The sequence below is a fragment of the Synechococcus sp. PROS-7-1 genome (genome assembly GCF_014279795.1).
Lineage (GTDB): Bacteria > Cyanobacteriota > Cyanobacteriia > PCC-6307 > Cyanobiaceae > Synechococcus_C.
Genome location: NZ_CP047945.1, coordinates 1,186,503 through 1,200,241, shown reverse-complemented (window position 1 = coordinate 1,200,241; position 13,739 = coordinate 1,186,503). Strand labels below are relative to the sequence as shown.

General features: G+C 58.3%; 14 protein-coding genes. 6 read left to right on the top strand and 8 right to left on the bottom strand.

Translation table 11 applies throughout. From position 1 onward, the window contains the following. Nucleotides 1-69: 69 nt before the first annotated feature. Entirely contained in the window at nt 70-1,173 is a 1,104-nt protein-coding gene (gene aroB, locus SynPROS71_RS06635) for a 3-dehydroquinate synthase (protein WP_186597627.1), read from the top strand. On the opposite strand, the gene SynPROS71_RS06630 is transcribed toward aroB, so the two are convergent. After that, nucleotides 1,145-2,377 carry a class I SAM-dependent methyltransferase gene (locus SynPROS71_RS06630; protein WP_186597625.1) on the bottom strand — a complete coding sequence of 411 codons (1,233 nt, stop codon included), beginning with the start codon at nt 2,375-2,377 and terminating at the stop codon, nt 1,145-1,147. The two genes, aroB and SynPROS71_RS06630, sit on opposite strands and share 29 nt — an antisense overlap. A 35-nt stretch (nt 2,378-2,412) precedes the next feature. Here SynPROS71_RS06630 and SynPROS71_RS06625 point away from each other — a divergent pair, with 35 nt between their 5' ends. Continuing rightward, nucleotides 2,413-3,216: a TPM domain-containing protein gene (locus SynPROS71_RS06625; RefSeq protein ID WP_186597623.1), complete on the top strand. Its 804-nt coding sequence runs from the start codon at nt 2,413-2,415 to the stop codon at nt 3,214-3,216. A 32-nt stretch (nt 3,217-3,248) separates the two neighbouring features. On the opposite strand, the gene SynPROS71_RS06620 is transcribed toward SynPROS71_RS06625, so the two are convergent. The 3 genes from SynPROS71_RS06620 to SynPROS71_RS06610 all read right to left on the bottom strand — a co-directional run bounded on the left by SynPROS71_RS06620 (nt 3,249) and on the right by SynPROS71_RS06610 (nt 6,106). After that, the gene (locus SynPROS71_RS06620) at nt 3,249-3,992 is read right to left on the bottom strand and encodes a glycoside hydrolase family 104 protein (RefSeq protein ID WP_186597621.1); all 744 of its coding nucleotides are present in this window, start codon (nt 3,990-3,992) and stop codon (nt 3,249-3,251) included. A gap of 225 nt (nt 3,993-4,217) precedes the next feature. Beyond that, nucleotides 4,218-5,312: a hypothetical protein gene (locus SynPROS71_RS06615; protein ID WP_186597619.1), complete on the bottom strand. Its 1,095-nt coding sequence runs from the start codon at nt 5,310-5,312 to the stop codon at nt 4,218-4,220. Beyond that, on the bottom strand, nt 5,312-6,106 hold the full coding sequence (locus SynPROS71_RS06610; protein ID WP_255442448.1) for a TIGR04168 family protein: 795 nt from the start codon (nt 6,104-6,106) through the stop codon (nt 5,312-5,314). Before SynPROS71_RS06610 ends, SynPROS71_RS06615 begins: the two co-directional genes overlap by 1 nt. A 109-nt stretch (nt 6,107-6,215) precedes the next feature. On the opposite strand from SynPROS71_RS06610, the gene nadA reads away from it, so the two are divergent. Genes nadA through SynPROS71_RS06590 form a run of 4 tightly spaced genes read left to right on the top strand, consistent with a single transcriptional unit; the run spans nt 6,216 to nt 10,256 of the window. Continuing rightward, the gene (gene nadA, locus SynPROS71_RS06605; protein ID WP_186597618.1) at nt 6,216-7,148 is read left to right on the top strand and encodes a quinolinate synthase NadA; all 933 of its coding nucleotides are present in this window, start codon (nt 6,216-6,218) and stop codon (nt 7,146-7,148) included. Between the two features lie 15 nt (nt 7,149-7,163). Then, complete coding sequence (locus SynPROS71_RS06600) at nt 7,164-8,141, top strand: ligase-associated DNA damage response exonuclease (protein ID WP_186597616.1); 978 nt, start codon at nt 7,164-7,166, stop codon at nt 8,139-8,141. A 28-nt stretch (nt 8,142-8,169) separates the two neighbouring features. Then, a complete protein-coding gene (locus SynPROS71_RS06595) occupies nt 8,170-8,526 on the top strand; it encodes a DNA ligase (protein WP_186597614.1) in 357 nt (118 codons plus the stop codon). Nucleotides 8,527-8,552: 26 nt separating this feature from the next. Continuing rightward, nucleotides 8,553-10,256: an ATP-dependent DNA ligase gene (locus SynPROS71_RS06590; protein WP_186597612.1), complete on the top strand. Its 1,704-nt coding sequence runs from the start codon at nt 8,553-8,555 to the stop codon at nt 10,254-10,256. Here the strand turns inward: SynPROS71_RS06590 and SynPROS71_RS06585 are convergent. The 4 genes from SynPROS71_RS06585 to SynPROS71_RS06570 all read right to left on the bottom strand — a co-directional run bounded on the left by SynPROS71_RS06585 (nt 10,247) and on the right by SynPROS71_RS06570 (nt 13,687). Then, nucleotides 10,247-10,753 carry a DUF4178 domain-containing protein gene (locus tag SynPROS71_RS06585; protein ID WP_186597610.1) on the bottom strand — a complete coding sequence of 169 codons (507 nt, stop codon included), beginning with the start codon at nt 10,751-10,753 and terminating at the stop codon, nt 10,247-10,249. The genes SynPROS71_RS06590 and SynPROS71_RS06585 overlap by 10 nt on opposite strands. Before the next feature lie 98 nt (nt 10,754-10,851). Next, nucleotides 10,852-12,441, bottom strand: a complete 1,590-nt coding sequence (locus SynPROS71_RS06580; RefSeq protein WP_186597608.1) for a polyamine aminopropyltransferase — start codon at nt 12,439-12,441, stop codon at nt 10,852-10,854. Continuing rightward, nucleotides 12,426-12,701 (bottom strand): hypothetical protein, encoded by a 276-nt coding sequence (locus SynPROS71_RS06575; protein ID WP_186597606.1) that lies wholly within the window; start codon nt 12,699-12,701, stop codon nt 12,426-12,428. Before SynPROS71_RS06575 ends, SynPROS71_RS06580 begins: the two co-directional genes overlap by 16 nt. Then, entirely contained in the window at nt 12,698-13,687 is a 990-nt protein-coding gene (locus SynPROS71_RS06570) for a hypothetical protein (RefSeq protein WP_186597604.1), read from the bottom strand. The genes SynPROS71_RS06575 and SynPROS71_RS06570 overlap by 4 nt, the downstream gene beginning before the upstream one ends. Nucleotides 13,688-13,739: the final 52 nt, after the last annotated feature.

Sequence of the window (13,739 nt, the reverse complement as noted above, 5' to 3'; positions counted from 1 at the left end):
AGCCCCAACCCGAAACCTTTCGTGCTGAGGATAGGGTCAGTGACCACGACCCCAGAGACAACGTCGGCAATGGAACCACAAGCCAGGATCCGTGTAGCCCTCGAACGCAACCCCTATGACGTCATCATCGGTTCGGGCCAGCTAACCCGTGTCGGTGATGCAATCTCTGCGCTGCAAGTGCGAGATGGAACCAGGATTCTTGTGGTGAGCAATCCGGCAGTGGCCGATCACTACGCAGCGCAATGCCTCACCAGTCTCGAAACAGCAGGTTTCAGACCAGTGCTCTTGCAGATCGATGCGGGCGAGGAGCAGAAAACGCTCGACACCATCAGGATCATTCTTGACGCCGCACAACGGAACGGGCTGGAACGCACCTCCTTGATGCTGGCCCTTGGTGGTGGAGTCGTTGGGGACATGACCGGATTCGCTGCAGCCTGCTGGCTTCGAGGCATCCCAGTGGTTCAGATTCCCACCACCCTCCTGGCGATGGTGGATGCCTCGATCGGAGGCAAAACCGGCGTTAACCATGCCTGTGGGAAAAACTTGATTGGGGCGTTTCACCAGCCATCGCTGGTGATGATTGATCCCCTCACATTGCAAACACTTCCACCAAGGGAGTTCCGCGCCGGAATGGCGGAAGTGATCAAATACGGGGTGATCGGCGATTCCGAACTGTTCGAACGTCTCGAGCAGGCAGAGGATCTCAGTGATCCAGCCAGAATGGGAACAGAACTGCTACAGACCATCCTCGAGCGATCTGCCCAGGCCAAAGCCGCCGTGGTTGCCGCCGATGAACGGGAAGGCGGGCGGCGAGCGATTCTCAATTACGGCCATACCTTCGGTCATGTTGTGGAAACACTCACCGGATATGGCACTTGGCTGCATGGTGAAGCCGTCGCCATCGGAATGGCAGCCGTTGGTCATCTGGCCGTCATCAAGGGACTGTGGACGGAGGCAGATCAGCAACGTCAGTTGACCTTGATTCGTAAGGCTGGGCTGCCCGCTGAATGGCCTTCCCTGGAGATCGACCGGGTCCTTGACACCCTTCGTTCCGACAAAAAAGTCCGCCACGGGCAGTTGCGGTTTGTCGTGCCGAACGCCATTGGATCGGTTCTGATCAGCGATCAGATCAACGATGACGACGTCAGGCAGTGTCTGGAGGGCCAGCACTGACCTGTGGAGGATCCCGCAGCAAACGGCTGCGTTGCATTGGGACATCATCCTGTCTTGCGGTCTGCCGGTGGAACACCATCCAGCGCAGATCACCGAGACAGGAAGGGTCAACCAAACGCAATAGGGTTTCTCGACGCCGCAATGCCTCTCCCAGTTGCGCAGCGGGAAGGGATTGAAGGGCACTGAATCGTTCGGCCAAGCCGAGGGCCAGAAGGGCCTCGCCTTGACGGCGTTGTCCTTCAAACAACCAGCCATTCATCTCAGCGGCTGCAACCACACCCTCCACACAAAGATGGGCCGTGATGTCCTGGGTACCAGCATTGCGAAGGACATCATTGGTCGCGACCTGATCCTGATAAGCAAGCAGCGTGCCATCGCTTCGATGGCACGCGTAATAGCGATCCGCTTCAAAGGCATAGTCCACGACCAGCAGCACGCCCTGTTGCACTGCCGCAGCCGCGTCATGCATCCAAGGGGAAACGGATGCATGCCATTCCGTGGTCCAGCCATCCTCTGCCCCAGCGGGTGGGATCACCATCCCTGAGCGGTCACACTCACGCTGGAACCGTGCCCTGAGCTCTCCATCAAAAGGTGCTTCCGCCAGATGAATCTGTGCCGAGGAACCCTCATCGCGAAGACGAACCATCTGTCGATGCAAGGTTCCTGCTCTGAGCACCAAACGTTCAACGCAGAGTGCATCGAGCAGCTCATGCGCCAGCACAACACCGATCACGGGAGTGTGACTGAGCTCATTGAGTGAACTCCAGCGGCAGGGAATGGCAGGGCAAGCTCCAAGGCGATCCCTTTGCCGCGTTTCCATCCCTGGGTTGCACTCCACAAGAACGCAGTCCAGACGATCGACTAATTCAGGTGCTTTGCGGCGAAGCAGTGGGATGAGCTGGGCGGTGAGCATGCCTTCACCCGGGCCGACATCCACCACTGAGAGGCGGTCAGAGGGATGGCACTTGGCGAGGGCTTGAAGCCACTCCACCAACTGATCCACAAGCAGTTCAGCGAAGTCCTCCCCCAGAGAGGGCGATGTTGCGAAGTCGCCTTCAGGCCCGACCGCAAGATGGCCTGATCCATACGCCCCATGGTCGGGGTCGTGAAGGGCCCAGTGCATGAACAGTGAGAAGGGAACCTCTCCTCCGGATTGCCGAAGTCGATCCAGCAACCAGGCTGGGCAGCACACATCCGAGACCATCAGTTGGTGAGAATGGCGGGCAGACGTTGACGATCATGGGCTTCCGCCGAACACTCTGTCGCTGGGCGGCACTTCTAATCCTTCCTCTGCTGCTTTTGCTTGCAGCACCCGTGCAGGCCATCGATAACCCTGAACTGCTTCCGGATCACCCGACCCCCGTGATTGATCTAGCCAGAATTTTCAGTGCAAAGGAACTGCAATCGCTTGAAGTGTCATTGGATGCCTTCGAGCAACGCAGTGGCTGGAAGATCAGGGTCCTGACCCAATACGAGCGCACCCCAGGATTGGCGGTGAAGGAATTCTGGGGGCTCGATGAACGCAGCCTGCTGATGGTGGGTGATCCCAGAGGTGGCAATCTGCTCAATTTCAACGTGGGCGATGCCTTCTTCGCCCTGATGCCCCGCACCTGGTGGGTCGAGTTGCAAACGCGCTATGGAAATCAGTACTACGTGCGTGACCATGGCGAGGACGGAGCGCTCATCGCGGCGATTGATGCTGTGGAGCTGTGCCTCGACCGCGGTGGTTGCCAGGTGGTTCCAGGTCTGCCCACCGAGCAATGGCTCTGGACGCTCAGCACTTCAGTGCTCGGTGGATTAATCGCCGGCTTTGCGGCCTACCCACGCAAGGAAGGGGAGCGCGTGGCCTGGGCCTGGTTGCTGCTCCTTTCTCCTCTTTGGATCATGCTGTTTGGTGTCTTCGGGATCGCTCCGGTGGTGACTCGCACCAGCGATCTCCTGCCTTTGATTCGCAACGGCATGGGATTCATCGGTGGAGCCGTTGGCGCCTACTTGATTGCTCAAGCAACTGTTGGACGACGTCTAAGCGAGTCGAACGAATAACGAAGAATTGGCCTGGACCCTGAGGATCGTCCTCAGGGCAATCCACAAAGAATGGTGGGGCCTGTGCAAACAGGAGCTTTGGGCATGCCGGACTCCTGTTCAGAAGAATTCGTTGACAAGGATTCTCTTTTGGCATCACGAATCTGCCGCAGTTGGGCCAGATTCAAGTTGTAAAATCCTTTGAGGTTGGTGAAGCGCTTCACGGGCTGACCGTAATAGCTGCGTCCGCGCAGTGTGGGAAAGGATGCCCATTCTGGAGCCAGTTTTGCAGCGAGAAGTGGAGACATCACACCTGTATCGGTGAGGCTCAAAGCCTTGCGGCGCTGGATCAGAAACAGAGCACCCTGGTCCTGGACTTCTGGGCCGAATCCACGAACGCCGAGGCTGCGCTTCACTAAATCCCAGGTGAAGGGCATGAACTGATAGGCACCTGCTGCTGCGCTGGCATAACGAGAGGAATAAATCACCCGGTTGGGGTGGCGATCCATCGATCGCATCAATCCACCACCGAACATCACCCTGTAACCCAAATCAAGGCCACCTTTCCAGGTTCCCTCAGCAAAACGGATGGTGTTGAGCATCGCTCGACGCTCAGGGGTGATGACGTAGGGGAGAGCCGACATCTGAGCTTCTTCAGGAAGCATCACCAGACGAGAGCGATCGTTGCCTACCGGAGGAAGCACGGCCTCGGCAGGAACAGAAAGAGACAAAAGGGGCAGGACGCTTGCTGACACCGCCGGGAGAACACGACAGATGGAACGAACAAGCGAAGTCATACAAATGAAGCCGTAGTACAAGAAGTTATGAACGCTTTAAAAGCGAGATTCAGAACTCCAATGTTGAGAACAACACGGCCTGACTGTGTCGAACAGCGGGCGGATCACCTAGACCGCCTGTGACACGCTGAAGACTGTCCAGACCCCTGGCTGCGGCTTCGATCGCGATCAGAGCCAGGCCAGCGCTGCATTCGCGAGAGCAATAAGCCAGGCCAATGGCGGCTATCAGTCCTGCTGAACAGTATCGGTTGCGACCCTCTGCACGGCCTTGGCCGCCTCGATCGCTCCAGTGGCAATGAGCTTGCCGTGGGCGGGCGGCTGCAGGGGCTGATCCAAGGCCCAGCGGCCTGCTTCAAGGTCCTCCCGCCGAAGTATGCGATGGGACGCGTGCAGCCTGAGCCCTTCCATCAAGGTGGTTGCCTCGGCGAATCCCTGACGCTCCACGACATGGAGTCCGAGATCTGCTGCCATCGCTTCGCAAAAACTACTGAAGCCCGGTTTTCCAAGATGCCGGCTGCAATAGGGCATGACATCCAGTGGTCGCACCCCGTTGGGTAGCAGGGTCACGTTGCTGATCAACGCGAGACGCTCCCTCAGATCTCGATTCCCAGGAAGATTGAGCAAAAAACGGTGATCGGGCCAACGCGCAAACAGCGATGGCTCCAGTCCCAGACCGAGACCTCCAAACCCCACCAGCACATTCGGAGATGGGGACTGCTGCAACTCGGCCTCCAGCGCTGAGGGAATGGACCTGGGTTCAGCGGCGACCAACGTCAAACTGGTCTCCGGTAGCTTCCAGTTCATCGCCAGGGAGAACGGACAACGCAGCAGCAGGGACCCGCGTTGATAGCAATCCCGCGCGCGACGAACCCATCCCTCGAAGGCGGATCCAAGGGGGGCGTAGATGTCATCCCAGCCGAAATTGCCCATCCAAACCAAAGGAGCTTGCAGCCGCTCAGCGAGTTCGGCGGCCACCGGTGGGATATCGCCGATGACGAGCACTGGCGACTCCTGCCTGGAGATCCAAGCCACTTCCTGATCCAGCCGCTGGGGAAGGGCGTGCTCCAGATCTTGCAATGCCTCCAGTGTGGCGATCGGGTCAGCACCAAGAGCATCGGCCTGGAGCATCCCCACATCCCACTGCACGGGGCGAAGCACCACGGGAATATCCCGAAAAGCGAGCTCAAGGAAGCGACGATCCACCATCGTGCTGATCACCAGCCTCCACTCGGGACAGAGCGAGTGCAACTGCTTCAACATGGCGGCCTGACGGGCTGCGTGGCCGAAACCATGACTACTGATGCAGACGTAGATCAACATCAATCGGGGACCTGCCTGCTCAGGCGATGGAGCGTTTGTTCATAAGCGAGCTCACCCTGTGGCCGATACCAGCGATGGCTCACCAGGGTGGGACAGGTGCCATTGAATTCAACCCATGTGAAGTGATGAAGTGGCTCCCCCGATGCATCAACGCCCGTGCGTGGAACACAGGCAGCATTCACATACAGGGTGCCCAGACGGTCGCGGTGAAAGGTGATGCGTTCGCCTTGCCCCCCGCGTAGATGGTGGTGCATGTGCCCAAACACCACGAGGTCGGCGGGCCGCTGCTTCTGCATGCGATCCAAGGCCAAAGCGAGATCACGATCACCCCAATCAACCGCTGGCTTTTTCCAGTCCCGGCCGCAGGGACTGGAGGCATCTGACCCCAAACCGGTGGGACCGCAATGGGCCAGCACCACCAGCGGCCAGTCGTCGGGTACACGCCGTGCGGCCTCAACAATCCGACGCGCTGATTCCTCTTCCGTCACTGGCCCGAACACGGCTTGAACCGCGTGAGAAAGATGAAACCCTCCTCCGGCGCTGCAGGGGCGGGCTCCGACAATGCCGACGGCAGGGGCTTGCCAGGAACGGAGTGCCCATGAGCAATCGCGATCGCCCAGCAGGGTCAACTGCTGCTGGAGAAGAGCACCACTGCGGTCTTTGCCCCGATCATGGTTGCCAAGAATGACGGCCACTGGACAGGCCAGTTGGGTGATCCGCTTAACAAGACGCAGATCGCCATCGCTGAGATCGCCGACGAACAACAGGGCATCAGCGCCAAGCTGCTGTGCCAACACGGCATCCCGGTCTCCCCAGTCACCGTGTAGATCTCCGGCAATGGCAAGACGGAGCGTCGTCAGAGCAACTGCCTAGGCTGAGTCCATCCTGCCCCAGAAGGCTCAGATGAGCGCTGACACCGCCCTCGTTGCGGCGATCAACCGGCTCCGCAAGGAACGCAATGCCGTGATCCTCGCGCACTACTACCAGGAGCCTGCCATTCAGGACATCGCCGATTTCATTGGCGATTCCCTCGAGCTCTCAAGAAAAGCGGCCAGCACCGATGCGGATGTGATCGTGTTCTGCGGTGTTCATTTCATGGCTGAGACAGCAAAAATCCTCAGTCCAGAGAAAACGGTCGTTCTGCCTGACCTGGACGCGGGATGTTCCCTGGCGGATGATTGCCCAGCCGATGAATTCGCCCGATTCCGCGCCGAGCATCCAGATCACCTCGTTGTGAGCTACATCAATTGCACCGCGGCGGTGAAAGCCCAGAGTGATTTGATCTGCACCAGCAGCAACGCTGTGGACCTGGTCAATCAGCTGCCGGCCAACCGACCAATCCTGTTTGCTCCAGATCAGAATCTTGGCCGTTGGGTGCAGCGCCAGAGCGGTCGTGAACTCACCCTCTGGCCAGGGCGTTGCATCGTTCATGAAACCTTTAGTGAAGAGGCGGTCTTACGCCTGAAGCTCGAGAATCCACAGGCAGAAGTGATCGCCCACCCTGAGTGCCAGGAGAATCTCCTGGATCTGGCCGATTTCATCGGCTCCACCAGCAAACTTCTCAACTACACCCAATCAAGCCAGTCCGACACGTTCATTGTGTTGACGGAGCCTGGAATTCTCCATCAGATGAAGCAGCGGGTGCCTGACAAAACCCTGATCGATGTGCCAGGGCTCGATGGTTGCAGCTGCAATGCCTGCCCTTACATGCGGCTGAACACGCTGGAGAAACTCCGCGATTGTCTTGAAAACCTGGCGCCGCAAATCGCCATGGAGGAATCCCTCCGTTCTGAAGCCGAGGCTCCGATCCGTCGCATGCTCGAAATGAGTCGCTGAACGGCATTGGTGGGGATGCCGCTTCTCGAACACACCGACAGCGGTCTCTACTGCCGAGCTGCGGATGCCTGGATTGATCCGTCCAGACCTGTGAGGCGTGCACTCATCACCCATGCCCACGCTGATCACGCCAGACCGGGCTGTGACGAATACTGGGCGGTTGAATCCTCCGAAGGCGTCCTCAGACAGCGCCTCGGACAAGACATCACATTCCATGCCATGCCTTACGGCCGCGAGTTCTGGCTCAACCAGGCCTGCGTGTCGTTTCACAGTGCTGGGCATGTGCTCGGGTCGGCCCAGATCCGCCTCTGCGTGAACGATGAAGTGTGGGTGGTGACCGGTGACTACAAGCGATGCAGCGATCCAAGCTGTGAACCGTTCGAGGTGGTGCCGTGCGATGTGCTGATCACCGAGGCCACCTTCGGACTGCCGATTTATGCCTGGGAACCGGGGCACCGCGTTGCTGAGCAGATCCGCGATTGGTGGCAAGGTGATCGAGAGCGACCGTCTCTGCTGTTTTGCTACGCCTTCGGCAAGGCTCAACGGTTGATGGCGGAACTGCACGCCATCGGCGTTCAAGAGGAAGTGCTCCTCCACGGCGCCGTGGAAACCGTGACCCGCAGCTACAGAGAGGCCGGAATCGCCATGACGCCAAGCCGACCCGTGAGCGTTCTCGCGCGCAAAGACTCCCTCGCCGGACGTTTGATCCTTGCTCCTCCTTCAGCCCATCGCTCCGTTTGGATGCGACGGTTTCGATCTCCGCAGACAGCCTTCGCCTCTGGATGGATGGCCGTTCGCGGTGCGCGCCGGCGTCGCGGATACGAACGGGGCTTCGTGCTCAGCGATCATGCGGACTGGCAGGGCTTGATCCGAACCGTGCTCGACTCCGGGGCCAAAACGATTTACGTCACCCATGGTCAGGACGATGTGCTCTCCCGTTTCCTCCGGGAGCGGCACGGACTCGATGCCCGCCCCCTCGATCAGCTCAGCTGAATTAAGGTCAGGCCCCGGTTCTTGACCCATGCTGAATCCCCGTTTCGCGCTGATGGGCTTGGGGCTCCTCATCGCTGTCGCGCCCACGCCTGCCGCCGCGCAGGACGTCACAGTCACGATTGAACAAATCAACACGGTGGTATTTCCCGCTGACGGCAGCGCCGCTGCGCGTGACATCTGCGCGGGCCTCAAGGCCGGCGTGCTCAGCAGGGATCAGATCGGCACGTCTCTGGCGCAGCTGCAGTCAGCGCTTGATCGCTACTCCGATTCCGGTTACGTAAAGGACTACGTGAGCGCTTTCAACCGTGCTGCTGCAGGCCTTCCAGGATGCAGTGTTCAGGTCACAGGGCCTGACAACAGCAATCTCAACCGCTGGAGCTACTGACGGGAACGCACCGTCTCTCCCCTGAAATGGATGACTTCGCAACGCTGATCGATGCCCTGGATCAATCCACGGGCACGGCGCGCAAGGTCGATCTGATCGCCGATCAACTCCGCAAAGGCGAGGCGCACGACAGCGCCTGGAGTGTGTTGCTGCTGATGGGGGAAAAGCGACGACGCCTGATCACCGGTCGGCGGCTTCGCGAGATTTTGCAGGCTTGTGATGCCATTCCCGACTGGCTCTTCGATGACTGTCAGAGCCATGTTGGTGATTCCGCCGAAACCCTCGCGCTGCTGTGGCCGCAGCTCAAAGGATCCGTTCCGGTTCAGTGGATTGATGCCGGGCTGAATGCCTGGATCGAAACCATCGCAACCAACCCGCCCCTGCACTGGTGGATGGAAGAGCTGCTACCGAAGCTGGCGGTGCTCGAGCCACAGCAACAGAGTGCAGCCCTGCTCACGATCTGGGGCACCCTGCCGGATGAACGGCATTTTCTATTCAACAAATTGCTCACTGGAGGGTTTCGGATCGGCGTTGCACGGGGGCTCGTGGTGAAGGCGATCGCCAAAGGGTTTTCCCTGGAAGAGGCCCTGGTGTTGGAGCGGCTGATGGCCCCCCTCGAGCCTTCACCGAGCTGGTTTGATGCGCTCACCGCAGCACCCACAACCGAACGAACCAATCGGGGACCGGTGCCCTATCCGTTTTTTCTGGCCAGCCCCCTGCAACTGGACTCCCTGCGGGAGACACCGGCACAGCAGTGGTGGGTGGAGCACAAATGGGACGGGATTCGAGGGCAACTGATCCAACGCAACAGCGGCACCTATCTCTGGAGTCGTGGTGAGGAATTGATCAATGCACAATTTCCTGAGCTGATTGAGATGGCCGCTTCCCTGGCCGATGAAACCGTTCTCGATGGTGAGGTGATCTGCTGGGCTGCCGAAGACGACCGACCGCGACCTTTTAGCGATCTGCAGCGCCGACTGGGTCGCAAGAGCGTGGGCCGGAAACTTCGTCAAGACTGCCCGGCCTGTTTCGTGGCCTACGACCTGCTCGAATCCAGTGGAGAGGATCGTCGCAACAGTCCCCTGGACGAGCGCCTCGCGGCAATGAACACTCTCCTAGCCTCCATGGACAAGGCCCAATGCTCGGGACAGCTGCGCATCAGCGCTGGGGCACAACTCAGTTCCTGGGATGACCTCGACACCCTGCGCCAGCGGGCCGTGCGTGAGGGAGCGGAAGGGCTGATGCTGAAACAGAGGCAATCCCCCTACCTGAGTGGACGCAAACGCGGCCATTGGTGGAAACACAAGCGCGATCCCATGACCCTGGACGCCGTGTTGATCTATGCCCAGGCAGGGCGTGGACGCCGAGCCAATCTGTTCACCGATTACACCTTTGCACTCTGGGATCGCCGCTCAGCCGATCCTGATCAGCATCAACTTGTGACCTTTGCCAAGGCCTATTCCGGCCTGAATGATCGTGAAATTCTCGACCTCGATCGTTGGATTCGAGCGAACACAATGGAACGTTTCGGACCAACGCGATCGGTGACTCCTGATCTGGTGTTTGAAATCGGGTTCGAGGGCATCCAGCCATCCAAACGCCACAAATGCGGAATGGCTGTTCGCTTCCCCAGAATTCTGCGCTGGCGCCATGACCGCACGGCGGACAGTGCCAATACGCTCATCGACGCTGCACAACTGTGCGATGAGCAACGTCTTACTCAGGCGTAAACGCTGCGACCATCTCCCGGTAGCAAGGTGAGGGATTCTGGAGTGATACGAACTCCAACACAAATTTCAATCTCACCACCATCAGCAGGAAGCTCAGATGCGGAGTAAATCTCGACGCTGAGAACTCGATCGAACTGAGCAACATAGTCGTGAAAACGACAGGGACCTCCCTGCTGACTGCCGCGGGATGTTTTGCGGTAATTGGCGATTCCCTTTTCCGCCAGTCGATAACGGATGCCTTGGAAAACAAGCTCATCACGAAGGGGGAATAGAACAGAGACCTCTTCTGGAGGCACCTGATGCATCCAAGACAGTTCAATCCGATCGTCGTCAACAACAACCAGCCAAACTCCCTCTGCGCCGTCCCTCAGGTAATACTCCTGCCACTGGAAACCTTCTTGATCAAAAACAAGGGTGTTTTCGACAATCCAATCGCGTGATTGATGCTGAACAACATCACCCACCTGAAGATTGAACAAAGTGCGCTGTTGGGGCATTGATCCGACTGGAGGACGATGCCACCGGCCCATGCTGTAGCGAGAAAAAAACCAAAGCAGAAGGGCAAAAATGACAAAAAGAAAGATCAAAGACGCCATTAGAAACCTGTAGTCGTAGAAATTGGCGGACGGGGTTGTTGCAGCCTGCGGCGGCGATCATTCCTCAGATAGTCGAGCAGAACCGGGCGCGTCATTCGATTGGGTTGAACTCTATCCAAAGCCTCAGGCCGCAAATCACGGGGGAAGGCAAACAGTCCAGAAAGCTGATCGGCATCCAGCCAGCGAGTGGCAAACGGTATCGGACGGAAACGATTGGACCTGTTGTTCTCATGGGCCATCACGAACCCCCAGGGTCCAAAACTTGGAATCGCCACTGAGTAAGGACGCGTCAGCAAGCCCACCTCCCGCAATGCAGCTTCAATCGAGGCCAGAACGCGGGGTGCGAGAAAGGGTGTACTGGCCTGCGTGACAACCACAGCGCCTGGATTGAGCCGTTGGCGCAAGGTGCCATAGAAACCCACGCTGTAGAGACGAGCGACGGGCAACGTATCCGGATCGGGAAAATCAGCAATCACCACGTCGTATTGGTTGGGCAGAGAACGCAGATGGGCATAGGCATCACCGAGATGAATCTGAACCCTTGGATCCCTGAGGCTGTCAGCATTGAGACGCCGGAGCATGGGATGACGGCGCGCCAGGTTGACGACCTCTGGGTCGAGTTCCACCACATCGACCTTCTCAACGTCAGGCCAACGAAGGATTTCCCTGAGGGCTAAGCCATCGCCTGCGCCCATCAAAAGAATGCGTCGCGGTGCTGGGTGCCAAGCCAACGCTGGATGCACCAACGCTTCGTGATAGCGGTACTCATCAAGGCTTGAAAACTGCAGATCTCCATCTAGGAAAAGCCTGAGGTCGGCACCCTGGCGGGTCAACACGATGCGCTGAAACCGCGATTGCTTCCTTTCAATCACCCGCGCCCCATAAAAGCGATCCTCGATGCGATCACCCAGCGGTGCGATCAGCACACCCGCGACCGATGCCAGGGGCAGCAGGGCTAGCAATGGGTAGCGCCAAGGCCGCAGGCTCGGAAAAACCGAGGCCAGGGCCAGGCTGCACCCCACTGGAACGAGCGACAACGCCGCGGCGGATGGAAGCAGACCGAGCCAGGGCAGCAGCACCAGGGGGAAAGCAAGGGCACCGACGAGAGACCCCAGATAATCCAGCGCAAGAACCCTTGCAAGGGCGCGGCGCAGTTGATCCTGGGTTTCGAGCATGCGCGTGATCAGCGGCAGCTCCATGCCGCCAAGCAACCCCACAAGCACAGTGAGCACGACGGTCGCCAACCAGAGCGGCGCATTGCGCGAGAACAACCAGAACAGGGCCAGAGGTCCCAGCAAACAGAGGGGAAACAGACAGAGTTCCACCAGCATCAATGCCCGAAGCAATCGCACCAGGGATTGCCTCTTCGTGCCAATGAATTCGGTCAACCAGGCACCCAGCCCCATGGCCGCGAGAAACGTGCCCACCACCACACCCGTGGCAAGGGTTGCATCACCCATTAGGTAACTCGCCTGGGCGACCAGCAGCAGCTCCAGCGTTAGGCCAGCTGCAGAGGACACCATGGCCGTCACCAACAGCACCCGAACCTGGACGGGACTGAGATCAGCGGCGGTTACTTGCCGCCCCATCCACCACCGCCATACCCTCCGCCGTAGGACGAACCTCCAGAGCCGCCACTGCCTCCGTAGTACAGCAGCCGATTCGTTTCCAAGCGGGAGCTGCGGCTGACCCAACGGCCACCCACATAGGAGCCGCGATACGCACCTTGGGTATCGGTGTCTGGCAAAAGGCTCGAACCCAATTGGTTCGCACTGTCGTTGGTCAACGCTGCACTCACTGCAAGAGCAGCGATGCCTCCGTTAAGAAACAGCAAAAGAAGCTTCGTCATGGGTTCAACCGAGCTCGAATTGCTTGAGTCCAGGGAAGGATGACCTGATCGCAGATCTGAATACCAATGCGCTCAGGGTCGAGATTTTGAAGAACGGTCGGAAGACTCACGTCAAAACGTAAGAAGCTATCCCGAGTGAGATGGAACAGCTGGGGCTCAGCACGCAACGTGTAGGTATCGGAGTCTTCACCATCGCGGGTGAACCGACAAGGAATCGTTCCCTGAAAAACCGAACGACCTAAACCATTGATAATCTCCAATCTTAGAGCCTGATACTCCGATGCATACAGACGCTTCGGGACCTCAAAGGTTCCACGCAAGCGCACTCTGAGCAATCCACTTTGATACTCACCACGGGTGGCGCGATTCAATTCAGACTCACTCTCACACCAGCCAGAACATTGCAGATGTCCACGAAAATACACCTGTGACAGATACAGAAGGCTGACAACGACGGTCGACCAAAATCCATAAACGAGTGCACCCGAATCGAAGGGATCCTTGGTGATAACACTGTTGACAACAACTGGCGCCGTAAGTTGAGTGGGCTGCGCTTGTTGATCTCTGGGCAAATACACCTCGAAACGCAAGCGAAAACGCCCGGGCTTCTTTGGTCTGAACTCGATAAATCCATCATTTTTTGAGCGACTTTTACCTTCCCTGTCGTATTGGAACTGAACAACACCCTTGTCGTCTAATAACTCTGTGGAAAGAAAAACGAATGTTTTTGCAGGAACGGAAAACCGGGACCTGACCGTGACACGATCATTGATGTTTGGCAGCTCAAAAGGTTCCGACACCACCGGCTGATCAGCGCGGGGGACCTGCACACTCAGGTTGGTGATCGTCGAGGGGCGATCAAAAAATGTTGCAACAAGCAGCCCGACGGGAATCAACAAGACCCAAAGAGGCCGTCGTGACACCGATGAAGCTGGCGCCTTGAGGCCCGAACCCGCCGCCGAAGCTGGAGCTGCAGTCTGCTGCATGAATTTCCTACAGACAGCCCAGCACTAAATTACTACTACAACTTCCACCTCA